Raw genomic sequence first — 22,948 nt, 5'->3', positions numbered from 1 at the left:
CAGACGGCGCCCGGTCCCTCCGAGAGGGGCCGGGCGCCGTCGTCTGTCCGGCGACTCCGCGTCGCAGTGGATCTCCTTGACCGGAATGTTGCGCTGAAAGTCGCGCCTTAACGGAGAGAACGGCTGGAGAAGTCCCCTGCGGCGGGTAAACTCGTTACGGACCCAGCGGCGGTCGGCCGGAAACCGATCGCGGGAGTCATGACACGGACGCGGCGCCCATAATGGCGCCCCGAGGGCGCAACCGTTTTGACGTGTTGCGTTGGACTAGGTAGTCTTTCCCTCCGTGCCCATGGCTTCATGGGTTCTCATGCGTGCGCGTCGACGGGTTTCCCGAGGGGAGTCGGCAGGGGCGCCGCATGGTCTCCTCCACTGGCCTGGCCGAGGATGTGGCGCAATACTTGCGCGACACGCCCGACCGCGTGGGTCGGAGTGGATGGAAAAACCGCAGGTCATGACACCGGCAGTGCCTGCAAAAGCATCAACATTCGAATCACCGGCAAGCACGAACGGAGACGCGGTGCCTACGATTCAGCAGCTGGTCCGCAAGGGCCGCCAGGACAAGGTCACCAAGACCAAGACCCCGGCGCTCAAGGCCAGCCCCCAGCGACGCGGCACCTGCATGCGCGTTTACACCACGACCCCCAAGAAGCCGAACTCCGCCCTCCGCAAGGTCGCGCGTGTCCGGCTCACCAACGGCATCGAGGTCACGGCCTACATCCCGGGTGTCGGTCACAACCTCCAGGAGCACTCCATCGTGCTCGTCCGCGGTGGTCGTGTGAAGGACCTGCCGGGTGTTCGCTACAAGATCATCCGCGGCTCGCTGGACACCCAGGGTGTCCGCAACCGCAAGCAGGCCCGTAGCCGTTACGGCGCGAAGAAGGAGAAGTAAGAATGCCTCGCAAGGGTTCTCCTGGCCGTCGTCAGCTCATGGCTGACCCGGTCCACAACTCGCCGCTGGTCACCGCGCTGATCAACAAGGTTCTCCTGGACGGCAAGCGCTCCATCGCGCAGTCCATCGTCTACGGCGCCCTTGAGGGTGCCAAGGAGAAGACCGGCAACGACCCGGTCGTCACCTTGAAGCGCGCGCTGGACAACGTCAAGCCCACCCTTGAGGTCCGCAGCCGCCGTGTCGGTGGCGCGACCTACCAGGTCCCGGTCGAGGTGCGCGCCTCGCGTAGCACCACCCTGGCCCTGCGCTGGCTGGTGCAGTACTCCCGCGCCCGCCGCGAGAAGACCATGACCGAGCGCCTCATGAACGAACTGCTCGACGCCAGCAACGGCCTCGGCGCAAGTGTCAAGAAGCGCGAGGACACCCACAAGATGGCCGAGTCCAACAAGGCCTTCGCCCACTACCGCTGGTAACAGCGGGTTCGACGAGACGACGAGGACGCGAGAGAAGTGGCCACCACGACCGCTCTGGAACTGGCCAAGGTCCGAAACATCGGGATCATGGCTCACATCGACGCGGGCAAGACCACGACGACCGAGCGCATCCTGTTCTACACCGGTATCAATTACAAGATCGGTGAGACTCACGAGGGCGCTGCCACGATGGACTGGATGGAGCAGGAGCAGGAGCGTGGTATCACCATCACCTCTGCTGCTACCACCTGTGAGTGGCTCGGTCACACGATCAACATCATCGACACACCGGGTCACGTGGACTTCACCATCGAGGTGGAGCGTTCGCTGCGCGTCCTCGACGGTGCCGTCGCCGTGTTCGACGGCGTGGCAGGCGTCGAGCCCCAGTCCGAGACGGTGTGGCGTCAGGCCGACCGTTACGACGTGCCCCGCATCTGCTTCGTCAACAAGATGGACCGGGTCGGCGCGGAGTTCCACCGCTGCGTCGACATGATGATCAGCCGCCTGCACGCGACCCCCGCGGTCCTGCAGCTTCCCTGGGGCGTCGAGGCCGACTTCAAGGGCGTCATCGACCTGGTGAAGATGAAGGGCCTGCTCTGGAGCGCCGAGACGGCCAAGGGCGAGATGTACGAGGTCGTGGAGATCCCGGCGGAGCACGCCGAGGCCGCCCGCGAATGGCGTGACAAGCTCGTCGAGACCATCGCCGAGAACGACGACGAGCTGATGGAGCTCTTCCTGGAGGGCGTCGAGCCCACCGAGGAGCAGCTGGTCGCGGCCATCCGCCGCGCGACGCTGTCCAGCGCCGTCAACCCGGTCCTGACCGGCACCGCGTTCAGGAACAAGGGCGTCCAGCCCCTGCTCGACGCGATCGTCGCCTACCTCCCCGCTCCGACCGACATCCCGGCTTTCAAGGGCCACGCGGTCGGCAACGAGGACGAGGTCATCGAGCGTCACGCGGACGTGACCGAGCCGTTCTCCGCACTCGCCTTCAAGATCGCGGCCGACCAGCACCTGGGCCGTCTCACCTACATCCGCATCTACTCGGGCACGCTCGAGACCGGCACCGCCGTGACCAACTCGGTGAAGGGCCGCAAGGAGCGGATCGGCAAGATCTACCAGATGCACGCCAACAAGCGCGAAGAGCGCCCGTCGGCCGTCGCCGGTCAGATCGTCGCCGTCATGGGCCTGAAGGACACCACCACCGGTGACACCCTGTCCGACCCGGCGCACCCCGTGGTCCTGGAGTCGATGAACTTCCCGGCGCCGGTCATCAGCGTCGCCATCGAGCCCAAGACCAAGAGCGACCAGGAGAAGCTGGGCACCGCCATCCAGCGTCTGGCCGAGGAGGACCCGTCCTTCCAGGTCCGGCGTGACGAGGAGACCGGGCAGACGGTCATCTGGGGTATGGGCGAGCTCCACCTGGAGATCCTCGTCGACCGGATGCGCCGCGAGTTCAAGGTCGAGGCCAACATCGGCCGGCCTCAGGTGGCGTACCGGGAGACCATCCGCCGCAAGGTGGAGAAGGTCGACTACGTCCACAAGAAGCAGACCGGTGGTTCCGGCCAGTTCGCCAAGGTCATCATCGACCTTGAGCCGCTGGGCGACGGCAACGACGGCTACGAGTTCTCCAACAAGGTCTCCGGTGGCCGCATCCCGAGGGAGTACATCCCCTCGGTCGACGCGGGCGCCCAGGAGGCCGCCGAGTTCGGCGTTCTCGCCGGCTACCCCATGGTCGGGGTCAAGGTCACCCTGCAGGACGGTGCCTACCACGAGGTGGACTCGTCCGAAATGGCCTTCAAGATCGCTGGCTCGATGGCCTTCAAGGAGGCCGCGCGCAAGGCGGACGCCGTAATCCTGGAGCCGATGATGGCCGTTGAGGTCACCACGCCCGAGGACTACATGGGTGACGTCATCGGTGACCTCAACGGTCGCCGCGGGCAGATCCAGGCAATGGACGAGCGCGGTGGCAACCGCGTCGTCAGCGCGCTCGTGCCTCTCTCTGAGATGTTCGGCTACGTGGGTGACCTCCGTAGCAAGACGCAGGGACGCGCGAGCTACAGCATGCAGTTCGACTCCTATGCGGAAGTGCCTGCGCACATCGCCAAGGAGATCGTCGCGAAGGTGCGGGGCGAGTAGTCCAGCATCCGCTTTGGCTGGGGGAGAGACGAGAAGATCGTCTCTCCCCGGCCGAGGGGTGCGGGGCGAGTAACTGCTCGTCAGCCGGGTCCGAGAGGAGCCGGCCTCCCCAAACCCGAATACGAAGACGCAAGTCAAGTCAGAATCTCTAAGGAGACAGAGCAGTGGCCAAGGCCAAGTTCGAGCGGACCAAGCCGCACGTAAACATCGGCACCATTGGACACATCGACCACGGCAAGACCACTCTGACCGCGGCGATCACCAAGGTGCTCCACGACCGTCTTCCGAACCTCAACGAGGCGACCGCGTTCGACAAGATCGACAAGGCGCCCGAGGAGAAGGCTCGTGGTATCACGATCTCCATCTCGCACGTCGAGTACCAGACCGAGCAGCGCCACTACGCTCACGTGGACTGCCCCGGTCACGCCGACTACGTGAAGAACATGATCACCGGTGCGGCTCAGATGGACGGCGCGATCCTCGTGGTCGCCGCCACCGACGGTCCGATGCCGCAGACCAAGGAGCACGTCCTCCTGGCCCGCCAGGTCGGCGTCCCCTACATCGTCGTCGCCCTGAACAAGGCCGACATGGTGGACGACGAGGAGATCCTGGAGCTCGTCGAGCTCGAGGTCCGCGAGCTCCTCTCCGCCCAGGAGTTCCCCGGCGATGACCTGCCGGTCGTCCGCGTCTCGGCGCTGAAGGCGCTCGAGGGCGACGAGAAGTGGGGCGACAGCATCATCGAGCTCATGACCGCTGTGGACGAGAACGTCCCGCAGCCGGCTCGTGAGACCGAGAAGCCGTTCCTCATGCCGGTCGAGGACGTCTTCTCGATCACCGGTCGCGGCACCGTCGTCACCGGCCGTATCGAGCGTGGCATCGTCAAGGTCAACGAGACCGTCGACATCATCGGCATCAAGGACGCCAAGACCACCACCACGGTCACCGGTGTCGAGATGTTCCGCAAGCTCCTCGACGAGGGCCAGGCGGGCGACAACGTCGGTCTGCTCCTGCGCGGTATCAAGCGTGAGGACGTCGAGCGCGGCCAGTGCATCATCAAGCCGGGCACGACGACCCCGCACACCGAGTTCGAGGCTCAGGTCTACATCCTGTCGAAGGACGAGGGTGGCCGCCACACGCCGTTCTTCAACAACTACCGTCCGCAGTTCTACTTCCGTACGACTGACGTGACCGGTGTTGTGAACCTGCCCGAGGGCACTGAGATGGTCATGCCCGGTGACAACACCGAGATGAGCGTCCAGCTGATCCAGCCCATCGCGATGGAGGACGGTCTCAAGTTCGCCATCCGTGAGGGTGGCCGCACCGTCGGTGCGGGTCGAGTGACCAAGATCATCAAGTAGTACCATCGCGGAGTGGCGGCCGGCCCTCATCGCAGGACCGGCCGCCACACCACGAGGAGGTCCGTGCCGTACGGCATGTCCCTCCAGCACTACCCCACGAACCGTGATCTCGCAGTCGGTTCGGCCGTCACGTGACCGAGGTGACTGCCAGATCACGGAAGAAAGCGCAGATTGACAAGGTCTGCTACGTGGGGGAACGGGAGAGGAAAGCGAGCCGGGAACGGCGGAGACGTCCGAGACGGATCCGCGGGTCACACGGCGAGACGGACTCGACCGTCAACATAGCGGCAACAGGCCGCACGTAACTTTTTCAGACGACAGCGAAGGACACCGAGGCCATTATGGCGGGACAGAAGATCCGCATCCGGCTCAAGGCCTATGACCACGAGGTCATCGACAGCTCGGCCAAGAAGATCGTCGAGACGGTGACGAGGACTGGCGCTAAGGTCGCGGGCCCGGTGCCGCTGCCGACCGAGAAGAACGTGTACTGCGTCATCCGCTCGCCGCACAAGTACAAGGACAGCCGCGAGCACTTTGAGATGCGCACGCACAAGCGGCTCATTGACATCATCGACCCGACGCCGAAGACGGTCGACTCGCTTATGCGACTCGACCTCCCCGCCGGCGTTGACATCTCGATCAAGCTCTGAGGGAACGCACTGACATGGCTAAGCAGATCAAGGGCGTCCTGGGCAAGAAGCTCGGCATGACCCAGGTCTTCGACGCGGACAACCGGATGGTCCCGGTGACCGTCGTCGAGGCCGGTCCGTGCGTCGTGACCCGCGTCCGCACCCCCGAGAAGGACGGCTACTCCGCCGTGCAGCTCGGCTTCGGGCAGGTCGACCCGCGGAAGGTCAACAAGCCGCTCGGCGACTACCTGCGCAAGCACGACATCACCCCGCGTCGTTACTTCACGGAGATCCGTACCGACGACGCGAGCGACTACACCCTGGGCCAGGAGCTCCTCGCCGACACCTTCGAGGCCGGCCAGTTCGTCGACGTGACGGGCAAGAGCAAGGGCAAGGGTTTCGCGGGTGTCATGAAGCGCCACGGCTTCAAGGGTCTGAGCGCCTCGCACGGTACCCAGCGCAAGCACCGTTCGCCTGGTTCCATCGGTGGCTGCGCCACCCCGGGCCGCGTTTTCAAGGGCCTGCGCATGGCCGGTCGGATGGGTAACGTCCGCACCACCATCCAGAGCCTCAAGGTCCACGCCGTGGACGCCGAGAAGGGTCTCATCCTGATCAAGGGTGCGATTCCCGGCGCCAACGGCAGCCTGGTTCTCGTCCGTACCGCTGCCAAGAAGGGGGCTGCCAAGTGAGCACCATTGACGTCCTCGACGTGAGCGGAGCGAAGACCGGCACCGTCGACCTGCCTGGCGACGTCTTCGCCGCCAAGGTCAACGTTCCGCTGATCCACCAGGTCGTCGTGGCCCAGCTCGCCGCTCGCCGGCAGGGCACCCACAAGGCCAAGACCCGTGGTGAGGTCAGTGGCGGCGGCAAGAAGCCGTACCGCCAGAAGGGCACCGGCCGCGCCCGTCAGGGTTCGACCCGCGCTCCGCAGTTCGCCGGCGGTGGCACCGTTCACGGTCCGCTCCCCCGGGACTACTCCCAGAAGACCCCCAAGAAGATGAAGGCCGCCGCCCTGCGTGGCGCCCTCTCCGACCGGGCAGCCTGTGGCCGCGTTCACGTGGTCAGCGGTCTGGTCCAGGGTGAGACCCCGAAGACCAAGGCGGCTCTCGAGTCGCTGCGGAAGATCACGCAGACCCGTAGCGTCCTGGTCGTCGTGGACGAGGGTGACGAGCTCACCTGGCTGAGCCTGCGTAACGCTCCCGAGGTCCACCTGCTGGACGCCGGGCAGCTGAACACCTACGACGTGCTCTGCTACGACGACGTCGTTTTCACTCAGGAGGCGTACGACCAGGTCGTCACGCGTCTGAGCAAGAGCGGGAAGGAAGACGCCTGATGGAGAAGATCGCCGACCCGCGCGACATCATCATCAAGCCGGTTGTGTCCGAGAAGAGCTACGGCCTGATCGACGAGCACAACAAGTACACGTTCCTGGTGCGGAAGACGGCCAACAAGACGCAGGTCAAGATTGCCATCGAGAAGATCTTCGGTGTCAAGGTTGCCAGCGTCAACACCATCAACCGCCAGGGCAAGCGCAAGCGGACCCGGGCCGGCTACGGCCAGCGTCCCAGCACCAAGCGCGCGATCGTGAGCCTGGTTGAGGGCGACCGGATCGACATTTTCGGCCAGGTCGGCTGACCCGCTCGCTAAGTAACAGGGAGAACGCCCCTCGCCGGGAGGCGAGGGGCATTCGACCGGATTAACCGACGAAGGATGAACGAAAAAGATGGGCATCCGTAAACTCAAGCCGACGACCCCGGGTCGCCGCGGCGCCAGTGTCTCGGACTTCTCCGAGATCACGCGCAGCACGCCCGAGAAGTCGCTGCTTGCACCCCTGCACGGCAAGGGTGGCCGTAACGTCCACGGCCGGGTCACCACCCGCCACCAGGGTGGCGGGCACAAGCGTGCTTACCGGATCATCGACTTCCGGCGCCACGACAAGGACGGGATCCCGGCGAAGGTCGCTCACATCGAGTACGACCCGAACCGCACGTCCCGCATCGCTCTGCTGCACTACGCCGACGGGGAGAAGCGCTACATCCTCTGCCCGACCGGCCTCAAGCAGGGCGACAAGATCGAAAACGGCCCCGCGGCCGACATCAAGCCGGGTAACTGCCTCCCGCTGCGCAACATCCCGACCGGTACCTTCATCCACGCGGTGGAGCTCCGTCCGGGTGGTGGCGCCAAGCTGGGCCGGTCCGCCGGTGCGCAGATCCAGCTGCTCGCCAAGGAGGGCCAGTACGCCACGCTGCGTATGCCGTCCGGCGAAATGCGCCAGGTCGACGTCCGCTGCCGGGCCTCCATCGGCCAGGTCGGCAACGCCGAGCAGGCCAACATCAACTGGGGTAAGGCCGGCCGTATGCGGTGGAAGGGCAAGCGCCCCACCGTCCGCGGTGTCGCGATGAACCCGGTCGACCACCCGCACGGTGGTGGTGAGGGTAAGACCTCCGGTGGTCGTCACCCCGTCAACCCCAAGGGCAAGCCCGAGGGTCGTACTCGTGCGGCGAACAAGGCCAGCGACCGGCTGATCATCCGTCGTCGGACCAAGCGGAAGAAGCGGTAGGAGCAGCCAAAATGCCACGTAGCCTTAAGAAGGGTCCCTTCGTGGACGACCACCTTCAGAAGAAGGTGGATGTCCAGAACGAGAAGGGCACCAAGAACGTCATCAAGACGTGGTCGCGGCGCTCCATGATCGTTCCCGACATGCTCGGTCACACGATCGCCGTTCACGACGGCCGCAAGCACGTCCCGGTGTTCGTCACCGAGTCGATGATCGGCCACAAGCTCGGAGAATTCGCGCCGACGCGGACGTTCCGCAGCCACGTCAAGGAAGACCGCCGCAGCCGGCGGTAAGCGCCTTAGGGAGAGGAAGTCGAGCCGGAAACGGTCAGAAGGCGACAGCCGTACTGATCGTTGCAAGGCGAGACGGACTCGACCGACACGAAGCAGAAGGTAAGAGGAGTAAGCGATGGAAGCCAGGGCTCAGGTGCGGTTCGCGCGCCACACGCCCATGAAGGCCCGCCGCGTGGTGGACCTCATTCGCGGGCTGCCCGCTTCGGAGGCGCAGGCCGTGCTGCAGTTCGCTCCCCAGTCGGCGAGCGAGACCGTGTACAAGGTGCTGTCCAGCGCCATTGCCAACGCGGAGCACAACTTCAAGCTCGACCGCGACACGCTCTTCGTGAGCCGTGCGTGGGTCGACGAGGGCCCGACGCTGAAGCGGTTCCGTCCCCGCGCTCAGGGTCGTGCCTATCGGATCAACAAGCGGACGAGCCACATCACCGTGATCGTGGAGTCCCGCGAGCCGAAGGGGAGGACCCGCTAGTGGGTCAGAAGGTTAACCCGCACGGGTTCCGCCTCGGCATCACGACCGACTTCAAGAGCCGGTGGTATGCCGACAAGCTCTACAAGTCGTACGTTGCCGAGGATGTGGCGATCCGTCGCATGCTCAAGAAGGGCATGGAGCGGGCCGGCATCTCCAAGGTGGAGATCGAGCGGACCACCGACCGGGTTCAGGTCGACATTCACACCGCCCGTCCGGGCATCGTCATCGGCCGCCGCGGCGCCGAGGCCGACCGGATCCGTGGCGATCTCGAGAAGCTGACCAAGAAGCAGGTCCAGCTCAACATCCTTGAGGTCAAGAACCCCGAGATCGACGCCCAGCTCGTCGCTCAGGGTGTGGCCGAGCAGCTGTCCAGCCGTGTCTCGTTCCGTCGGGCCATGCGCAAGGCGATGCAGTCGGCCATGAAGAGCGGCGCCAAGGGCATCCGGGTGCAGTGCTCCGGTCGTCTGGGTGGCGCTGAGATGTCCCGTTCGGAGTTCTACCGCGAGGGCCGTGTGCCCCTGCACACGCTCCGTGCGGACATCGACTACGGCCTCTATGAGGCCCGTACCACCTTCGGCCGTATCGGCGTGAAGGTGTGGATCTACAAGGGTGAGGCTCCGACCAGCCGCGCCGAGCGTGAGGCGGCTGCCGCCGGTGCTCGTGCGGGCCAGCGTCGGGACCGTGACGACCGTCGCGGCCCCGGTGCCGGTGGCGACCGTCCCCGTCGTGGTGGTGGCGCCGGTGGCGACCGCCCCCGTCGTGGCGGTGCAGCTCGTGGCGACCGTGCCCCCAGGAACGAGGCGGCCTCCCAGGCTGCCCCCGAGACCGGCCCGGCTACGCAGCCGGGTGCTGAAGGGAGCTGACCATGCTGATCCCTCGCAGGGTCAAGCACCGCAAGCAGCACCGGCCCGACCGTCACGGCGCTGCCAAGGGCGGCACCAGGGTGGTGTTCGGTGAGTTCGGTATTCAGGCGCTTGAGCACTCCTACGTGACCAACCGCCAGATCGAGTCGGCTCGTATCGCCATGACTCGTCACATCAAGCGTGGCGGCAAGGTCTGGATCAACATCTACCCGGACCGTCCCCTCACCAAGAAGCCGGCCGAGACCCGCATGGGTTCCGGTAAGGGTTCGCCGGAGTGGTGGATCGCCAACGTCAAGCCCGGCCGAATCATGTTCGAGCTGTCGGGTGTCGCTGAGCCGGTGGCTCGCGAGGCCCTGCGTCGTGCGATGCACAAGCTCCCGATGAAGTGCCGGTTCGTTAAGCGTGAAGTGGGTGAGGCGTGATGGCTAAGGGCCTGACCGCCGGTGAGCTGCGGGTGGAGGACCAGGACACCCTGGTTCAGAAGCTGAAGGAAGCCAAGGAGGAGCTGTTCAACCTCCGCTTCCAGGCCGCGACCGGCCAGTTGGAGAGCCACGGGCGGCTGCGTGCCGTCCGCCGCGAGATCGCCCGTATCTACACCGTGATGCGCGAGCGGGAGCTCGGCATTGTTACGGTTGAGAAGGAGTCGATCGATGGCTGAGACAGCCGAGAGCACAACCGAGACGCGGAACTACCGCAAGACCCGCGAGGGTCTGGTCGTCAGTGACAAGATGGACAAGACCGTCGTCGTCGCTGTCGAGGACCGTGTCAAGCACCCCTTGTACGGCAAGGTCATCCGTCGGACGACCAAGTACAAGGCGCACGACGAGGCCAACGCCTGCGGCGTCGGCGACCGTGTCCTCCTGATGGAGACCCGGCCGCTGTCGGCCAGCAAGCGCTGGCGGGTCATCGAGATTCTCGAGAAGGCCAAGTAAGAAACGCGCCTCGTGGGGGGTGACCCGGTCACCCCCCATGCTGGTGTCCAAGGGGGCGAGGTCGATCTTCGCTCCGCCTGCGGCGGCGGCTCGTCTGTCGCCGGGGGAACAAGACCACATCAGTTCCGCAAGGCTCACCGTCGGTGAGAACCAGCGAGACAAACAGGAGTACAAGTGATCCAGCAGGAGTCGCGACTCAAGGTCGCCGACAACACGGGTGCGAAAGAAGTTCTTTGCATCCGTGTGCTCGGTGGCTCGGGTCGGCGCTACGCGGGAATCGGCGACATCATCGTCGCCACGGTCAAGGACGCCATTCCTGGCGGCACCGTGAAGAAGGGCGACGTCGTCAAGGCGGTCATCGTCCGTACTGTCAAGGAGCGCCGCCGGCCCGACGGCTCCTACATCCGCTTCGACGAGAACGCCGCCGTGATCATCAAGGACAGCGGTGACCCTCGTGGCACGCGTATCTTCGGTCCCGTCGGACGTGAGCTGCGTGACAAGAAGTTCATGCGCATCATCTCGCTCGCTCCGGAGGTGTTGTAATGCCGAAGCTTCACGTCAAGAAGGGTGACCTGGTCCAGGTCATCGCCGGCAAGGACAAGGGTGCCAAGGGTCGTGTGCTCGCCGCCCACCCGCGCGAGGAGCGCGTCGTGGTCGAAGGCGTCAACATGATCAAGAAGCACTCCAAGGAGACCAACCAGGGTCCGCGTGGCGCCAAGACCGGCGGCGTGCAGACCATGGAGGCTCCCATCCACGTGAGCAACGTCAAGAAGCTCAAGGATGACGACAAGCCTGCCAAGAAGGAGTCGGCCAAGGCCGCCTCTGACAAGTCGGGTGAGGACAACTGATGACCGCGAACACCACTGAGTCTGCCCAGACCGGGCGGCCGCTTCCGCGCCTCAAGCAGCGCTACCGCGAAGAGATCATCGCGAAGCTGAACGAGGAGTTCGGGTTCGAGAACATCATGCTGGTACCCACGATCACCAAGATCAAGGTGAACATGGGTGTCGGTGAGGCCGCACGCGACTCGAAGCTCATCGACGGCGCCGTCCGCGACCTCACCGTGATCACCGGCCAGAAGCCGGCGGTTGTCCGGGCCCGCAAGTCCATCGCCCAGTTCAAGCTGCGCGAGGGCATGCCGATCGGTGCGCACGTCACGCTGCGTGGCGACCGCATGTGGGAGTTCCTGGACCGGCTGCTGTCGCTGGCGCTGCCCCGTATCCGTGACTTCCGGGGCCTGTCGCCCAAGCAGTTCGACGGCAACGGCAACTACACCTTCGGTCTGACCGAGCAGGTCATGTTCCACGAGATCGACCAGGACAAGGTCGACCGCCAGCGTGGTATGGACATCACTGTCGTGACCACCGCTAAGACCGACGACCAGGGCCGGGCGCTGCTCAAGCTTCTCGGCTTCCCCTTCAAGGAGGCCTGATCATGGCGAAGACGTCGCTCAAGGTCAAGGCTGCTCGTAAGGCCAAGTTCGAGGTCCGGGCGTACACTCGGTGCTCGCGCTGTGGTCGTCCCCGCGCCGTCTACAGGAAGTTCGGCCTGTGCCGTATCTGCTTCCGCGAGATGGCGCACCGGGGCGAGCTGCCTGGCATCACCAAGTCCAGCTGGTAGCCGCCCGCGCGGCCTGTGAACACCACGGGCTGCGCGGTCATCCCCAGCTAGTCAATAGAAGTCGTATTCACCGGGCGCTGCCTCAAGCGCCCATGACCACACCGCAGGTCCCTTGTGGAAACCGCGGTGAGGAAGGCCACCGGCCATGACGATGACCGACCCGATCGCAGACATGCTGACGCGTCTGCGAAACGCGAACTCGGCGTACCACGACACCGTGGCGATGCCGTACTCGAAGATCAAGGCGCACATCGCCGAGATCCTTCAGCAGGAGGGTTACATTCAGGCCTGGAGCGTCGAGGACGCCAAGGTCGGAAAGAACCTCGTGGTGGAGCTCAAGTTCGGGCCGAGCCGTGAGCGGTCGCTCGCGGGCCTGCGCCGGGTTTCCAAGCCCGGCCTGCGGGTCTATGCAAAGAAGGACAACCTGCCTCGAGTCCTGGGCGGACTGGGTGTCGCGATCATCTCGACGTCCGGTGGCCTCATGACCGACAAGCAGGCCGGCAAGCGTGGAGTGGGCGGGGAAGTCCTCGCCTTCGTTTGGTAGAAGGGAGAAATCACAGCATGTCACGTATCGGACGGCTGCCCATCCCTGTACCGAACGGCGTGGACGTCGCCATCGACGGCCGGGATGTCACGGTCAAGGGCCCTAAGGGCACGCTCTCTCACACGGTCGCGGAGCCGATCGTCGTCGCCAAGGGCGACGACGGAACCGTCACCGTCACTCGTCCCAACGACGAGAACAAGGTCCGTGCGCTGCACGGCCTGTCTCGCACGCTGATCGCCAACATGGTGACCGGTGTGACCCAGGGTTACTCCAAGACCCTGGAGATCGTGGGCGTCGGTTACCGCGTTCAGGCCAAGAGCCCGACTCAGCTCGAGTTCGCTCTCGGCTTCAGCCACCCGGTGATCGTCGACGCCCCCGAGGGTGTCGTCTTCCGCGTCGAGAAGCCGACCCTGTTCCACGTGGACGGCATCGACAAGCAGAAGGTCGGCGAGATCGCCGCGAACATCCGCAAGTTGCGCAAGCCCGACCCGTACAAGGGCAAGGGTGTGCGTTACCAGGGTGAAGTTATCCGCCGCAAGGTCGGAAAGGCTGGTAAGTAGGCATGGCTGGCAAGACTGCGTTCGGCAAGCACACGGCCGCCCGCGCCGTCTCGCGGGCCCGCCGCCACGGCCGAGTCCGCAAGAAGGTGGTCGGTACGGCCGCGCGCCCGCGTCTGGTCGTCAATCGTTCCACGCGACACCTGTTCGTGCAGATCGTCGACGACGCCCAGGGCCACACGCTGGTGAGCGCCTCCACCATGGACGCCTCCCTGCGCACGGCGCCGGGCGCCAAGACCGACAAGGCGAAGCAGGTCGGCGAGCTTCTCGCTCAGCGGGCCAAGGCTGCCGGGATCACCGCGGTCGTGTTCGACCGTGGCGGAAACCGCTACGCGGGTCGCCTGGCGGCCCTCGCGGACAGCGCCCGTGAAGGCGGGCTGGAGTTCTGATGGCCCGTTCTAACAAGAGCAACGAGAAGAGGAACCACTGATGGCTGGAGCTCCGCGTCGCGGTGGCGCCGCCGGTGGCGAGCGGCGTGACGGTCGTCGTGACGATCGCCGCGGTGGCAACGCTGACAAGGGCGTCTCGTACATCGAGCGCGTCGTAAAGATCAACCGAGTGGCCAAGGTCGTGAAGGGTGGTCGTCGCTTCAGCTTCACCGCCCTCGTCATCGTCGGTGACGGCAACGGCATGGTCGGTGTCGGCTACGGCAAGGCCAAGGAAGTGCCCGCGGCCATCGCCAAGGGTGTCGAAGAGGCCAAGAAGCACTTCTTCCGGGTGCCCCGCATTCAGGGCACCATCCCGCACATCGTGCAGGGTGAAGAGGCCGCGGGTGTCGTCTTCCTCCGTCCGGCCTCGCCCGGTACCGGCGTCATCGCCGGTGGCCCGGTGCGCGCCGTGCTGGAGTGCGCCGGCATTCACGACGTGCTGTCCAAGTCGCTCGGCTCGGACAACCCGATCAACATCGTGCACGCCACTGTGGCCGCTCTGAAGGGCCTCAGCCGCCCCGAGGAGATCGCGGCCCGCCGTGGTCTGCCGATCGAGGATGTCGCCCCCAAGGCCATGCTCAAGGCTCGCGCCGAGGGCATCGCCGAGGCCGCGGCGGTTAAGGCGGTGAGCTAGCCGATGGCACGCCTGAAGATCACTCAGGTCCGCTCCAAGATCGGTGGCAAGCAGAACCAGCGTGACTCGCTGCGTTCGCTCGGTCTGAAGCGAATCGGCGACGTCGTCGTCAAGGAGGATCGCCCGGAGATCCGCGGCATGGTCACCGTGGTGACGCACCTGGTCACCGTGGAAGAGGTCGACTAGACATGGCAGAGAACACTCCGCTCCGTATCCACCACCTGCGTCCGGCCCCCGGCGCCAACAAGTCGAAGGTCCGTAAGGGCCGCGGCGAGGCGTCCAAGGGCAAGACCGCCGGTCGTGGCACCAAGGGCACGACGGCCCGGAACAAGGTTCCTCTCGGTTTCGAGGGTGGCCAGGTTCCGCTCCAGCGTCGTCTGCCCAAGATGAAGGGCTTCTCCAACGCCCTGTTCAAGACGACCTACCAGGTCGTCAACCTGGACAAGCTCGGCGAGCTGTTCCCCGAGGGTGGCGACGTCACCGTCGAGACGCTGGTCGCCAAGGGCGCGGTCCGCAAGAGGCAGCTCGTTAAGGTCCTGGGAACCGGCGACATCTCCGTGGCGTTGAACGTGCAGGTGCACGCCTTCTCCGCCAGCGCCAAGGAGAAGATCGCCGCTGCCGGGGGCTCCATCTCCGAGCTGTAGGCATAATGACGTGGCGCGGGGGCTCATAATGGGCCCCCGTGCCCGTAGTGCGTTAGAGTTCGCTGGATAGTGAGCCTCAACTCATTTCCGCGGGCTCACTAACTTGAGATGCAAAAGATGGACCACCCCCGCACCATCGCTGACCGACCTCGCCTTTCAGGCGCGCAGGAGGGACCGTGCTGACCGCGTTTACCCGAGCGTTCCGTACGCCGGACCTGCGCAACAAGTTGCTCTTCACACTGGGCATCATCGCGCTGTTCCGGCTCGGCTCGGTTCTTCCGACTCCGGGTGTCAACAACGAAAACATCGCCCGATGCCTCCAGCAGGCACAGGCGGGCGATAGCAGCAACATCTACGGCATGGTGCAGCTGTTCAGCGGTGGCGCCTTGCTGAAGCTGTCGGTGTTCGCGCTCGGCATCATGCCGTACATCACCGCGAGCATCATCCTTCAGCTTCTGGTAGTGGTGATTCCTCGCCTGGAGGCCCTCAAGAAGGAGGGACAGGCAGGTCAGACCAAGATCACTCAGTATACGCGTTATCTGACGATCGGTCTGGCCGTTCTCCAGTCAACGGCTTTCATCGCTCTCGCGCGCACCGGGCAGCTTTTCCCGCAGTGTCGCGAGGACATCCTGCTGGACAAGGACAACGTCTTCACCATCATCACGATGGTGCTGACGATGACGGCCGGCACCGCCGTCATCATGTGGCTGGGCGAGCTCGTCACCGACCGCGGCGTCGGCAACGGCATGTCCATTCTGATCTTCACGCAGGTCATCGCGGTCTTCCCGGCCGAACTGATGAACATCGCCCGGACCAAGGGTCTCTTCGTCTTCGCGGTGGTCATCGTGACCGGTATCGCAATGATCGCCTTGGTGGTCATGGTCGAGCAGGCCCAGCGCCGGGTTCCGGTGCAGTACGCCAAGCGCATGGTCGGCCGCCGGATGTACGGCGGGACCTCGACCTACATCCCGCTGAAGGTGAACCAGGCGGGCATCATCCCCGTCATCTTCGCCTCCTCACTGCTGTATCTCCCGCAGCTGGTCACGACGCTCTTCAGCAACGCTCAGGAAGAGCCGAACAAGGTGATCCAGTGGATCCAGCAGAACCTGGTCACGGGCGACACTCCGGCGTACATGATCACTTTCTTCGTACTCATCGTCTTCTTCACCTACTTCTACGTGTCCATCACCTTCAACCCCGTTGAAGTGGCTGACAACATGAAGAAGTACGGTGGATTCATCCCGGGTATCCGCCCGGGTCGGCCGACGGCCGAGTACCTGAACTACGTGCTCACGCGACTCACCGCTCCCGGTGCGCTCTACCTGGGCCTGATCGCCATGGTCCCGATCATCGCACTGGCGATAGTCAGCGCGAGTCAGAACTTCCCGTTCGGAGGGACGAGCATTCTGATCATGGTTGGTGTCGGCCTTGACACCGTGAAGCAGATCGAAAGCCAGCTCCAGCAGCGCAACTACGAAGGTTTCCTGAAGTAGTGCGTCTCGTTCTGGTAGGGCCCCCCGGAGCGGGTAAGGGGACTCAGGCCCAGTTCATCGCATCGAACCTGTCCATCCCGAAGATCTCGACAGGTGACATCTTCCGTGCCAACGTTTCGGGCGGCACGGAACTCGGCAAGCTTGCCAAGGAATACATGGACCGCGGTGATCTCGTACCCGACGAGGTCACCATCGCGATGGTCCGTGACCGTCTTCTGGAGAGCGACGCGCAGGACGGCTTCCTGCTCGACGGTTTCCCCAGAAACGTTCCTCAGGCCGAGATTCTGAAGAAGATGCTCGAGGAGTTCGGCGTCGCTCTGGACATCGTCCTGGAGCTCGTGGTCGATGACGAGGAGGTCGTGCGCCGGCTGGCCGGCCGCCGGACCTGCAGCCAGTGCGGTCGCATCTGGCACGTCGACTTCGATGACAAGAAGGACGACGTCTGCGACGCCTGCGGCGGGCGGCTCTACCAGCGGGACGACGACAAGGAGGAGACCGTCCGGCACCGGCTGGAGGTCTACCAGGAGCAGACCGCTCCGCTCGTCTCCTTCTACGCCGACGAGGGCATCCTCGTCGGGGTGGACGCGACCGGTCCGGTGGAAGAGATCACCCAGCGCGCGATGGAGGCCCTGAGTCCTTTCAAGGACTGAGGACCAGAGAACATCCAGTCAGCACGCCACCCATGAGTCCCCATGGGTGGCGTGCTGTCGTTTAGGGCACAATCGGGGGAATTGGACTCCCGGATTGCCCGTTGAACCACCCCAGGGGGTGCGCACGTGTTCAAGAAGAACAAGCACGGAATTCAGATGAAGACGCCCGAGCAGCTGGAGAAGATGCGGGCGGCGGGTCTGGTGGTTGGACGGACCCTGCAGCTGCTCCGCGAGAGCGTGCGGCCGGGACTGACACCGTTGGACCTTGATGTGATCGCGGAGAAGGCGATCCGGGACGAGGGAGCGATCCCCTCCTTCAAGGGTTACCAGGGCTTCCCCGCGACGATCTGCGCGTCGGTGAACGACGAGGTCGTCCACGGCATTCCGAGCAACCAGCGCCCGCTGCGGGAGGGCGACGTCATCTCCATCGACTGTGGCGCCATCCTGGACGGCTGGCATGGCGACTCGGCCATCACGGTCCCCGTCGGCGAGGTCGACCCCAAGCTGACCGAGCTGATGCGGGTGACCGAGGAGGCCATGTGGCGGGGCATCGCCGCGCTCACCACGGGGCGCCACCTGTCCGACATCGGCCACGAGGTGGAGAAGTACGTCCGCTCCCAGGGCCGCTACGGCATCCCCCGGGAGTACGGCGGGCATGGCATCGGCACCGAGATGCACATGGACCCCTGGGTCGCCAACCACGGCAAGCCCGGTCGGGGACCGCGCTTCGAGCCGGGCATGTGCTTCGCGGTCGAGCCGATGGTGAACCTCGGCACCGACCGGACCAAGGTGCTGTCCGACGACTGGACCGTCGTCACCGTCGACGGCAAGGCCTCGGCTCACTTCGAACACAGCGTCGCGGTGACACATAATGGACCCTGGGTACTGACCGCGCTTGACGGGGGGAAAGAGCGGCTTGCCGACCTGTTGGGAGACGCGGGCTAGGTTGAACACCGCCCGCCGGCGAGCGGATGTGATCGATGATGGCGACTGGTCCGGAGATGCGGGCGTCGGATGGAGACCGGGACAAGGTCGCCTCGGTCCTACGAGAGCACTACGCGCAGGGCCGTCTCACCGTCGAGGAGTTCGACCAGCGCCTGGAGCAGCTCTACACGAGCAAGACCTACGGCGAGCTCGTCACGCTCACCTCCGACCTTCCCGACGTCGACCTGCGCGAGCTGCAGGGAGCCGCCGCCGGCCGTCCGGAGCGGCGTGAGCGGCGTGAGCGGCGTGACGTCCACCGGGCGCAGAGCAAGGGGCTGACGGCGGCATGGAGCGCCTGGGCGGTGGCGAGCAGCGTCAACTGGGTGATCTGGTTCATCATCGGAGCGACGGGTGGTTTCCACTTCCCCTATCCCTGGCCGCTGTGGGTGATGGGTCCGTGGGGAGCGGTGTTGCTGGTCACCACCATCACCACCGGCCTCGGCAACCGGCCGGACCGGTAACAGTCCACGCTCGACCCCGGGCGTGTGCTTCCTTCTCGGCGTACCGATCACACGGAACCCTCCGATGACCATGGTCATCGGAGGGTTTTTCGCGTTGTGTCAGAGCTTTACCACCCTCGGTAGTTGACCTTGATGGGGCCGGGTAGATGATCGTTGTCGAGCAGGCCATGAGGTGGGGGTGGGTGAATGGGCCTTGGGCGAGACCCCGTGGTGACGGCCAGAGCCGTGGTGGGCAGTGCGGTGGCCCTGGTGTTCGCGGGCGGCATGACCGGGATCGGTGGCGTGGAGGTCACGCCGTCGACCGCCCGGCCGGGACAGACCGTCAGCATCTCCGCCGGTCCGTGCGGCACTCCGGCGACCGCCTATTCGGCGGCGTTCAGTGCCACCATGGCCCGGCTCCGCCGGCACGACCACGTGACGCAGGGGGCCGTGCGGATCAGCCCCCACGCCGCACCCGGTACCTATGCCGTCACCGTCCGCTGTGTTGAGGGCGGTCCCTATGACGGCACCTTCGTCGTGGGCGACATCCCTCCGGACACCGGCCCGAGCGCCGGTGACGAGAGTCTCGCGATGGCCGTCGCCGATCATTCCGCGCGTACCTCCTGGCTTTTCGGATCGCTGGTCGTGATCGTGACAGCCCTGGGGGCGAGCTCCATGCTGGTGCACGGATACCGGAGGCGGAGCGATCGCTAGAGCTCCGTGCCCGTCCGGAACTGTTTCATGCTGCTCATCGGCGGGGCCGCGTTCCGGGCGGGCACGGATTCAGGGGCCTGTTCCCGGCTGTCCGGGTGAACGGTCCGGCAGGCAGGCGGCGGCTGAGGCCGGTGACCTGCGATGGCGGCTCCGACCAGGCCGGACGTTCCCCTGATGACCATGTAATCGCTCATGCGATGTACCGTTCCGGGTGTCTCCTCTCGGATCTGGGGTATCCTGAGTAGCGGTTGTGTCAAGGTGCCGGCCGTGTGTTTCGCATTTCCTCGCCCGGTGCCGTACACTCCTTCTTCGGTTCACTATGACCATTGCGCGTCGGCGGTGTCGCAACCGCCGCTCTCATCGAAGCGCTGGGTCGCGGCTGCTTAGTGTTCCGAAGCCTCAGACGACCGATCAGTGAAACGCGAGGGACATGGCCAAGAAAGACGGCGCCATCGAGATCGAGGGCACTGTGGTTGAGTCGCTCCCGAACGCGATGTTCCGGGTGCAGCTCGACAACGGCCATAAGGTCCTGGCCCACATCAGCGGGCGGATGCGGATGCACTACATCCGGATCCTTCCTGACGACAGGGTTGTCGTCGAACTGAGCCCCTACGACCTCAGTCGTGGGCGGATCGTCTACCGATACAAGTAAGCGTCTGAGGGACGAATAAGGACTATGAAGGTCAAGCCGAGCGTCAAGAAGATCTGCGACAAGTGCAAGGTGATCCGCCGGCACGGTCGCGTCATGGTGATCTGCGACAACCTGCGCCACAAGCAGCGTCAGGGCTAGTCGTAGAGAACAGGCCTTGCGAGAGTCCGCTCACTGGTGGCGGACTCGACTCATGTGAGGCCGCAAAGTAATCACGTTTCACACCTGCGCAGGCGGCCGTTGGCCGTACCCCGCAGGAGACCCCCGGTCGGAGGCCGGGGCCCTCACCCCGGGCATGGGGAGGGGAAGTGAGGCGTAGGACCTCCGCCATAACGAAGGAGAATGCCCGACCATGGCTCGCCTGGTTGGCGTCGATCTCCCCCGCGACAAGCGGCTGGAGATCGCTCTCACCTACATTTTCGGAATCGGCCGCACGCGTGCGCTCGAGACCCTCAAGGCCACCGGCATCAGCGGTGACCTCCGGGTTCACCAGCTCACGGACGAAGAGCTCGTGCCGCTGCGTGACTACATCGAGGCGAACTACAAGATCGAGGGTGACCTCCGTCGCGAAGTTCAGGCCGACATCCGTCGCAAGATCGAGATTCAGTGCTACCAGGGCATCCGGCACCGCCGTGGCCTTCCCGTGCACGGTCAGCGTACGCAGACCAACGCGCGCACCCGTAAGGGCAAGAAGAAGACCGTGGCCGGTAAGAAGAAGCCCGGTAAGAAGTAGTCCGCGCAGCCGCAGGACCGAAGACCTCAGGAGTGAAGGCAAAGAATGCCTCCTAAGAGCCGTCAGGGTGCCCCTAAGAAGGTGCGCCGCAAGGAAAAGAAGAACGTCGCTCACGGGCACGCCCACATCAAGAGCACGTTCAACAACACGATCGTTTCGATCACCGACCCGAACGGGAACGTGATCTCCTGGGCCAGTGCCGGCCACGTCGGGTTCAAGGGCTCGCGTAAGTCCACCCCGTTCGCCGCGCAGATGGCCGCCGAGAACGCCGCTCGCCGCGCCATGGAGCACGGCATGCGCAAGGTCGACGTCTTCGTCAAGGGCCCCGGTTCCGGCCGTGAGACCGCGATCCGCTCGCTGCAGGCGACCGGCCTCGAGGTTGGGTCCATCCAGGACGTCACCCCCGTGCCGCACAACGGCTGCCGTCCGCCCAAGCGTCGGCGCGTCTGAGCCCCAGGAGATAGAGAGAAATGGCTCGTTACACCGGAGCGGACTGCAAGCTCTGCCGTCGTGAGAAGACCAAGCTCTTCCTCAAGGGCAAGAAGTGCGAGTCCGCGAAGTGCCCCATCGAGATCCGTCCTTACCCGCCGGGTGAGCACGGCCGCGGCCGGCCGAAGGAGTCTGAGTACCAGCTCCAGCTCCGCGAGAAGCAGAAGACCCGCCGCATCTACGGCATCCTCGAGAAGCAGTTCCGCAACTACTACGAGGAAGCCAACCGCAAGGGTGGCAAGACCGGCGAGAACCTCCTCCAGATCCTGGAGAGCCGTCTCGACAACGTGGTCTACCGCGCCGGCTTCGCCGAGTCCCGTGACGCCGCCCGCCAGCAGGTCCGTCACGGACACATCCTGGTGAACGGCAAGAAGGTCGACATCCCGTCGTACCGCGTCCGCGAGCACGACATCGTCGAGGTCCGCGAGCGTTCGCGCAACCTTCTGCCCTACGAGGTGGCGCGCGCCACCTCCGGTGACAAGACGTTCCCGGCCTGGCTGGGCGTCGCTCCGGAGGCCATGCGCGTCCTGGTCCACCAGCTCCCGGTCCGTCAGCAGATTGACACCCAGGTCCAGGAGCAGCTGATCGTCGAGCTCTACTCCAAGTAGTAGCTCACGGGGGGTGCCGTGCGGTTCGCCGTACGGCACCTATGCTGTTGTTCGAGCGACGTCAAATAGCGGGCGTCGCCAGGCAGGGGAGAACCCACATGCTGATCGCTCAGCGTCCGACCCTTCTCGAGGAGACCCTCGAGGAGACCCGGTCGAAGTTCATCATCGAGCCGCTGGAGCCGGGTTTCGGCTACACCATCGGCAACTCGCTGCGTCGCACGCTGCTGTCGTCCATTCCGGGCGCGGCTGTGACCAGCATCCGCATCGAGGGCGTGCTCCACGAGTTCTCGACCGTTCCGGGTGTCAAGGAGGATGTCACCGACATCATCCTGAACCTCAAGGAACTGGTCGTCTCCTCCGAGCATGACGAGCCCGTGGTCATGTACCTGCGCAAGCAGGGCCCCGGCGACGTCACCGCCGCCGACATCGCGCCTCCGGCCGGTGTCGAGGTGCACAACCCCGAGCTGCGCATCGCCACGCTGAACGGCAAGGCGAAGCTGGAGATGGAGCTGACCGTCGAGCGCGGTCGCGGCTACGTCTCCGCGGCGCAGAACAAGCAGCCGGGCCAGGAGATCGGCCGTATCCCGATCGACTCCATCTACTCCCCGGTGCTCAAGGTCACCTACAAGGTCGAGGCGACCCGTGTCGAGCAGCGCACCGACTTCGACCGTCTGATCCTGGACGTCGAGACCAAGCCGTCCATGAAGCCCCGTGACGCGGTGGCCTCGGCCGGTAAGACCCTCGTCGAGCTGTTCGGTCTCGCCCGCGAGCTGAACGTCGAGGCCGAGGGCATCGACATCGGCCCGTCGCCGACGGACGCGGCTCTGGCCGCCGACCTGGCGCTGCCGATCGAGGAGCTGAACCTCACGGTCCGTTCCTACAACTGCCTCAAGCGCGAGGGCATCCACACCGTGGGTGAGCTCGTCGCCCGCAGCGAGCAGGACCTGCTGGACATCCGTAACTTCGGTGCGAAGTCCATCGAAGAGGTCAAGCAGAAGCTGCACGAGATGACGCTCGCGCTGAAGGACTCCCCGCCTGGATTCGACCCCAGCGCGGTGGCCGGCGGCGGCTACGACGACGACGACAGCGCGTACGTCGAGACCGAGCAGTACTGAGTTTGCACATCGGGGGTCATAGGACCCCCGGCCTGACCCCGGTACCT

At 65.1% G+C, this 22,948-nt stretch carries 36 protein-coding genes; all 36 read left to right on the top strand.

Annotation, left to right across the window (positions count from 1 at the left end):
- Positions 1 to 517 precede the first annotated feature (517 nt).
- The 36 genes from rpsL to ACIN94_RS12260 all read left to right on the top strand — a co-directional run bounded on the left by rpsL (position 518) and on the right by ACIN94_RS12260 (position 22,901).
- Positions 518 to 889, top strand: a complete 372-nt coding sequence (gene rpsL, locus ACIN94_RS12435) for a 30S ribosomal protein S12 (RefSeq protein WP_012887826.1) — start codon at positions 518 to 520, stop codon at positions 887 to 889.
- Positions 890 to 891: 2 nt separating this feature from the next.
- Positions 892 to 1,362, top strand: a complete 471-nt coding sequence (gene rpsG, locus ACIN94_RS12430; RefSeq protein WP_326819890.1) for a 30S ribosomal protein S7 — start codon at positions 892 to 894, stop codon at positions 1,360 to 1,362.
- Between the two features lie 87 nt (positions 1,363 to 1,449).
- Entirely contained in the window at positions 1,450 to 3,498 is a 2,049-nt protein-coding gene (gene fusA, locus ACIN94_RS12425; protein WP_400704083.1) for an elongation factor G, read from the top strand.
- A 164-nt stretch (positions 3,499 to 3,662) separates the two neighbouring features.
- Positions 3,663 to 4,856 (top strand): elongation factor Tu, encoded by a 1,194-nt coding sequence (gene tuf, locus ACIN94_RS12420; RefSeq protein ID WP_400703733.1) that lies wholly within the window; start codon positions 3,663 to 3,665, stop codon positions 4,854 to 4,856.
- Between the two features lie 341 nt (positions 4,857 to 5,197).
- The gene (gene rpsJ / locus ACIN94_RS12415; protein ID WP_012887830.1) at positions 5,198 to 5,506 is read left to right on the top strand and encodes a 30S ribosomal protein S10; all 309 of its coding nucleotides are present in this window, start codon (positions 5,198 to 5,200) and stop codon (positions 5,504 to 5,506) included.
- 14 nt (positions 5,507 to 5,520) lie between these two features.
- On the top strand, positions 5,521 to 6,174 hold the full coding sequence (rplC, locus tag ACIN94_RS12410; RefSeq protein WP_400703728.1) for a 50S ribosomal protein L3: 654 nt from the start codon (positions 5,521 to 5,523) through the stop codon (positions 6,172 to 6,174).
- Positions 6,171 to 6,818 (top strand): 50S ribosomal protein L4, encoded by a 648-nt coding sequence (gene rplD, locus ACIN94_RS12405; protein ID WP_400703725.1) that lies wholly within the window; start codon positions 6,171 to 6,173, stop codon positions 6,816 to 6,818. The genes rplC and rplD overlap by 4 nt, the downstream gene beginning before the upstream one ends.
- Positions 6,818 to 7,120 carry a 50S ribosomal protein L23 gene (gene rplW / locus ACIN94_RS12400; protein ID WP_184755541.1) on the top strand — a complete coding sequence of 101 codons (303 nt, stop codon included), beginning with the start codon at positions 6,818 to 6,820 and terminating at the stop codon, positions 7,118 to 7,120. The genes rplD and rplW overlap by 1 nt, the downstream gene beginning before the upstream one ends.
- An 88-nt stretch (positions 7,121 to 7,208) precedes the next feature.
- Entirely contained in the window at positions 7,209 to 8,045 is an 837-nt protein-coding gene (rplB, locus tag ACIN94_RS12395; protein ID WP_400703722.1) for a 50S ribosomal protein L2, read from the top strand.
- 11 nt (positions 8,046 to 8,056) lie between these two features.
- A complete protein-coding gene (gene rpsS, locus ACIN94_RS12390; protein ID WP_012887835.1) occupies positions 8,057 to 8,335 on the top strand; it encodes a 30S ribosomal protein S19 in 279 nt (92 codons plus the stop codon).
- Positions 8,336 to 8,450: 115 nt separating this feature from the next.
- Positions 8,451 to 8,804, top strand: coding sequence for a 50S ribosomal protein L22 (gene rplV / locus ACIN94_RS12385; protein ID WP_012887836.1), 354 nt, complete (start codon positions 8,451 to 8,453; stop codon positions 8,802 to 8,804).
- Positions 8,804 to 9,667, top strand: a complete 864-nt coding sequence (gene rpsC, locus ACIN94_RS12380) for a 30S ribosomal protein S3 (protein ID WP_400703717.1) — start codon at positions 8,804 to 8,806, stop codon at positions 9,665 to 9,667. The genes rplV and rpsC overlap by 1 nt, the downstream gene beginning before the upstream one ends.
- Before the next feature lie 2 nt (positions 9,668 to 9,669).
- On the top strand, positions 9,670 to 10,089 hold the full coding sequence (gene rplP, locus ACIN94_RS12375; RefSeq protein ID WP_184538242.1) for a 50S ribosomal protein L16: 420 nt from the start codon (positions 9,670 to 9,672) through the stop codon (positions 10,087 to 10,089).
- The gene (gene rpmC / locus ACIN94_RS12370) at positions 10,089 to 10,325 is read left to right on the top strand and encodes a 50S ribosomal protein L29 (RefSeq protein WP_012887839.1); all 237 of its coding nucleotides are present in this window, start codon (positions 10,089 to 10,091) and stop codon (positions 10,323 to 10,325) included. Before rplP ends, rpmC begins: the two co-directional genes overlap by 1 nt.
- On the top strand, positions 10,318 to 10,599 hold the full coding sequence (gene rpsQ, locus ACIN94_RS12365; protein ID WP_012887840.1) for a 30S ribosomal protein S17: 282 nt from the start codon (positions 10,318 to 10,320) through the stop codon (positions 10,597 to 10,599). The genes rpmC and rpsQ overlap by 8 nt, the downstream gene beginning before the upstream one ends.
- 174 nt (positions 10,600 to 10,773) lie before the next feature.
- Positions 10,774 to 11,142: a 50S ribosomal protein L14 gene (gene rplN / locus ACIN94_RS12360; RefSeq protein ID WP_012887841.1), complete on the top strand. Its 369-nt coding sequence runs from the start codon at positions 10,774 to 10,776 to the stop codon at positions 11,140 to 11,142.
- Positions 11,142 to 11,447, top strand: coding sequence for a 50S ribosomal protein L24 (rplX, locus tag ACIN94_RS12355; RefSeq protein WP_400703710.1), 306 nt, complete (start codon positions 11,142 to 11,144; stop codon positions 11,445 to 11,447). Before rplN ends, rplX begins: the two co-directional genes overlap by 1 nt.
- A complete protein-coding gene (gene rplE / locus ACIN94_RS12350; protein ID WP_400703707.1) occupies positions 11,447 to 12,031 on the top strand; it encodes a 50S ribosomal protein L5 in 585 nt (194 codons plus the stop codon). The genes rplX and rplE overlap by 1 nt, the downstream gene beginning before the upstream one ends.
- Positions 12,032 to 12,033: 2 nt before the next feature.
- Positions 12,034 to 12,219 (top strand): type Z 30S ribosomal protein S14, encoded by a 186-nt coding sequence (locus ACIN94_RS12345; RefSeq protein ID WP_012887844.1) that lies wholly within the window; start codon positions 12,034 to 12,036, stop codon positions 12,217 to 12,219.
- Positions 12,220 to 12,364: 145 nt separating this feature from the next.
- On the top strand, positions 12,365 to 12,763 hold the full coding sequence (gene rpsH / locus ACIN94_RS12340; protein WP_012887845.1) for a 30S ribosomal protein S8: 399 nt from the start codon (positions 12,365 to 12,367) through the stop codon (positions 12,761 to 12,763).
- A gap of 17 nt (positions 12,764 to 12,780) precedes the next feature.
- Entirely contained in the window at positions 12,781 to 13,323 is a 543-nt protein-coding gene (gene rplF, locus ACIN94_RS12335) for a 50S ribosomal protein L6 (protein WP_400703703.1), read from the top strand.
- A 2-nt stretch (positions 13,324 to 13,325) separates the two neighbouring features.
- Positions 13,326 to 13,709, top strand: coding sequence for a 50S ribosomal protein L18 (rplR, locus tag ACIN94_RS12330; protein WP_184755546.1), 384 nt, complete (start codon positions 13,326 to 13,328; stop codon positions 13,707 to 13,709).
- Positions 13,710 to 13,749: 40 nt separating this feature from the next.
- Positions 13,750 to 14,382, top strand: a complete 633-nt coding sequence (rpsE, locus tag ACIN94_RS12325; protein ID WP_400703699.1) for a 30S ribosomal protein S5 — start codon at positions 13,750 to 13,752, stop codon at positions 14,380 to 14,382.
- 3 nt (positions 14,383 to 14,385) lie between these two features.
- Entirely contained in the window at positions 14,386 to 14,568 is a 183-nt protein-coding gene (gene rpmD, locus ACIN94_RS12320; RefSeq protein WP_012887849.1) for a 50S ribosomal protein L30, read from the top strand.
- 2 nt (positions 14,569 to 14,570) lie between these two features.
- Positions 14,571 to 15,026, top strand: coding sequence for a 50S ribosomal protein L15 (gene rplO / locus ACIN94_RS12315; RefSeq protein ID WP_400703695.1), 456 nt, complete (start codon positions 14,571 to 14,573; stop codon positions 15,024 to 15,026).
- Between the two features lie 176 nt (positions 15,027 to 15,202).
- Complete coding sequence (gene secY, locus ACIN94_RS12310; RefSeq protein WP_400703692.1) at positions 15,203 to 16,519, top strand: preprotein translocase subunit SecY; 1,317 nt, start codon at positions 15,203 to 15,205, stop codon at positions 16,517 to 16,519.
- Positions 16,519 to 17,169, top strand: coding sequence for an adenylate kinase (locus ACIN94_RS12305; RefSeq protein ID WP_400703689.1), 651 nt, complete (start codon positions 16,519 to 16,521; stop codon positions 17,167 to 17,169). The genes secY and ACIN94_RS12305 overlap by 1 nt, the downstream gene beginning before the upstream one ends.
- A gap of 126 nt (positions 17,170 to 17,295) precedes the next feature.
- The gene (gene map / locus ACIN94_RS12300; protein ID WP_400703686.1) at positions 17,296 to 18,114 is read left to right on the top strand and encodes a type I methionyl aminopeptidase; all 819 of its coding nucleotides are present in this window, start codon (positions 17,296 to 17,298) and stop codon (positions 18,112 to 18,114) included.
- Between the two features lie 38 nt (positions 18,115 to 18,152).
- Positions 18,153 to 18,614, top strand: coding sequence for a DUF1707 domain-containing protein (locus ACIN94_RS12295; protein WP_400703683.1), 462 nt, complete (start codon positions 18,153 to 18,155; stop codon positions 18,612 to 18,614).
- A 186-nt stretch (positions 18,615 to 18,800) separates the two neighbouring features.
- Positions 18,801 to 19,307, top strand: a complete 507-nt coding sequence (locus tag ACIN94_RS12290) for a hypothetical protein (protein WP_400703680.1) — start codon at positions 18,801 to 18,803, stop codon at positions 19,305 to 19,307.
- A gap of 430 nt (positions 19,308 to 19,737) precedes the next feature.
- A complete protein-coding gene (gene infA, locus ACIN94_RS12285; protein WP_012887858.1) occupies positions 19,738 to 19,959 on the top strand; it encodes a translation initiation factor IF-1 in 222 nt (73 codons plus the stop codon).
- A gap of 24 nt (positions 19,960 to 19,983) precedes the next feature.
- Positions 19,984 to 20,097: a 50S ribosomal protein L36 gene (gene rpmJ, locus ACIN94_RS12280; RefSeq protein WP_003956441.1), complete on the top strand. Its 114-nt coding sequence runs from the start codon at positions 19,984 to 19,986 to the stop codon at positions 20,095 to 20,097.
- Positions 20,098 to 20,308: 211 nt separating this feature from the next.
- Complete coding sequence (gene rpsM / locus ACIN94_RS12275) at positions 20,309 to 20,689, top strand: 30S ribosomal protein S13 (protein WP_400703676.1); 381 nt, start codon at positions 20,309 to 20,311, stop codon at positions 20,687 to 20,689.
- 45 nt (positions 20,690 to 20,734) lie between these two features.
- Entirely contained in the window at positions 20,735 to 21,139 is a 405-nt protein-coding gene (gene rpsK / locus ACIN94_RS12270; RefSeq protein WP_020542285.1) for a 30S ribosomal protein S11, read from the top strand.
- A 20-nt stretch (positions 21,140 to 21,159) separates the two neighbouring features.
- The gene (gene rpsD, locus ACIN94_RS12265; protein WP_355523649.1) at positions 21,160 to 21,786 is read left to right on the top strand and encodes a 30S ribosomal protein S4; all 627 of its coding nucleotides are present in this window, start codon (positions 21,160 to 21,162) and stop codon (positions 21,784 to 21,786) included.
- 98 nt (positions 21,787 to 21,884) lie between these two features.
- Positions 21,885 to 22,901 (top strand): DNA-directed RNA polymerase subunit alpha, encoded by a 1,017-nt coding sequence (locus ACIN94_RS12260; RefSeq protein WP_326819905.1) that lies wholly within the window; start codon positions 21,885 to 21,887, stop codon positions 22,899 to 22,901.
- Positions 22,902 to 22,948: the final 47 nt, after the last annotated feature.

Origin of the sequence: Streptosporangium sp. NPDC087985, from assembly GCF_044741965.1 — a bacterium.
GTDB lineage: Bacteria > Actinomycetota > Actinomycetes > Streptosporangiales > Streptosporangiaceae > Streptosporangium.
Note: the sequence above shows the minus strand (reverse complement) of the source record. Positions and strands in the feature narration are given on the sequence as shown.

What these genes read in the sequence shown, in the direction of transcription:
- rpsG (WP_326819890.1), top strand. Translation starts at nt 892, where the DNA reads ATGCCTCGCAAGGGTTCTCCTGGCCGTCGTCAGCTCATGGCTGACCCG.
- fusA (WP_400704083.1), top strand. Translation starts at nt 1,450, where the DNA reads ATGGCTCACATCGACGCGGGCAAGACCACGACGACCGAGCGCATCCTG.
- rpsJ (WP_012887830.1), top strand. Translation starts at nt 5,198, where the DNA reads ATGGCGGGACAGAAGATCCGCATCCGGCTCAAGGCCTATGACCACGAG.
- rplC (WP_400703728.1), top strand. Translation starts at nt 5,521, where the DNA reads ATGGCTAAGCAGATCAAGGGCGTCCTGGGCAAGAAGCTCGGCATGACC.
- rplW (WP_184755541.1), top strand. Translation starts at nt 6,818, where the DNA reads ATGGAGAAGATCGCCGACCCGCGCGACATCATCATCAAGCCGGTTGTG.
- rplB (WP_400703722.1), top strand. Translation starts at nt 7,209, where the DNA reads ATGGGCATCCGTAAACTCAAGCCGACGACCCCGGGTCGCCGCGGCGCC.
- rpsS (WP_012887835.1), top strand. Translation starts at nt 8,057, where the DNA reads ATGCCACGTAGCCTTAAGAAGGGTCCCTTCGTGGACGACCACCTTCAG.
- rplV (WP_012887836.1), top strand. Translation starts at nt 8,451, where the DNA reads ATGGAAGCCAGGGCTCAGGTGCGGTTCGCGCGCCACACGCCCATGAAG.
- rplP (WP_184538242.1), top strand. Translation starts at nt 9,670, where the DNA reads ATGCTGATCCCTCGCAGGGTCAAGCACCGCAAGCAGCACCGGCCCGAC.
- rpmC (WP_012887839.1), top strand. Translation starts at nt 10,089, where the DNA reads ATGGCTAAGGGCCTGACCGCCGGTGAGCTGCGGGTGGAGGACCAGGAC.
- rpsQ (WP_012887840.1), top strand. Translation starts at nt 10,318, where the DNA reads ATGGCTGAGACAGCCGAGAGCACAACCGAGACGCGGAACTACCGCAAG.
- rplX (WP_400703710.1), top strand. Translation starts at nt 11,142, where the DNA reads ATGCCGAAGCTTCACGTCAAGAAGGGTGACCTGGTCCAGGTCATCGCC.
- rplE (WP_400703707.1), top strand. Translation starts at nt 11,447, where the DNA reads ATGACCGCGAACACCACTGAGTCTGCCCAGACCGGGCGGCCGCTTCCG.
- ACIN94_RS12345 (WP_012887844.1), top strand. Translation starts at nt 12,034, where the DNA reads ATGGCGAAGACGTCGCTCAAGGTCAAGGCTGCTCGTAAGGCCAAGTTC.
- rpsH (WP_012887845.1), top strand. Translation starts at nt 12,365, where the DNA reads ATGACGATGACCGACCCGATCGCAGACATGCTGACGCGTCTGCGAAAC.
- rplF (WP_400703703.1), top strand. Translation starts at nt 12,781, where the DNA reads ATGTCACGTATCGGACGGCTGCCCATCCCTGTACCGAACGGCGTGGAC.
- rplR (WP_184755546.1), top strand. Translation starts at nt 13,326, where the DNA reads ATGGCTGGCAAGACTGCGTTCGGCAAGCACACGGCCGCCCGCGCCGTC.
- rpsE (WP_400703699.1), top strand. Translation starts at nt 13,750, where the DNA reads ATGGCTGGAGCTCCGCGTCGCGGTGGCGCCGCCGGTGGCGAGCGGCGT.
- rpmD (WP_012887849.1), top strand. Translation starts at nt 14,386, where the DNA reads ATGGCACGCCTGAAGATCACTCAGGTCCGCTCCAAGATCGGTGGCAAG.
- rplO (WP_400703695.1), top strand. Translation starts at nt 14,571, where the DNA reads ATGGCAGAGAACACTCCGCTCCGTATCCACCACCTGCGTCCGGCCCCC.
- ACIN94_RS12295 (WP_400703683.1), top strand. Translation starts at nt 18,153, where the DNA reads ATGGCGACTGGTCCGGAGATGCGGGCGTCGGATGGAGACCGGGACAAG.
- ACIN94_RS12290 (WP_400703680.1), top strand. Translation starts at nt 18,801, where the DNA reads ATGGGCCTTGGGCGAGACCCCGTGGTGACGGCCAGAGCCGTGGTGGGC.
- infA (WP_012887858.1), top strand. Translation starts at nt 19,738, where the DNA reads ATGGCCAAGAAAGACGGCGCCATCGAGATCGAGGGCACTGTGGTTGAG.
- rpmJ (WP_003956441.1), top strand. Translation starts at nt 19,984, where the DNA reads ATGAAGGTCAAGCCGAGCGTCAAGAAGATCTGCGACAAGTGCAAGGTG.
- rpsM (WP_400703676.1), top strand. Translation starts at nt 20,309, where the DNA reads ATGGCTCGCCTGGTTGGCGTCGATCTCCCCCGCGACAAGCGGCTGGAG.
- rpsK (WP_020542285.1), top strand. Translation starts at nt 20,735, where the DNA reads ATGCCTCCTAAGAGCCGTCAGGGTGCCCCTAAGAAGGTGCGCCGCAAG.
- rpsD (WP_355523649.1), top strand. Translation starts at nt 21,160, where the DNA reads ATGGCTCGTTACACCGGAGCGGACTGCAAGCTCTGCCGTCGTGAGAAG.
- ACIN94_RS12260 (WP_326819905.1), top strand. Translation starts at nt 21,885, where the DNA reads ATGCTGATCGCTCAGCGTCCGACCCTTCTCGAGGAGACCCTCGAGGAG.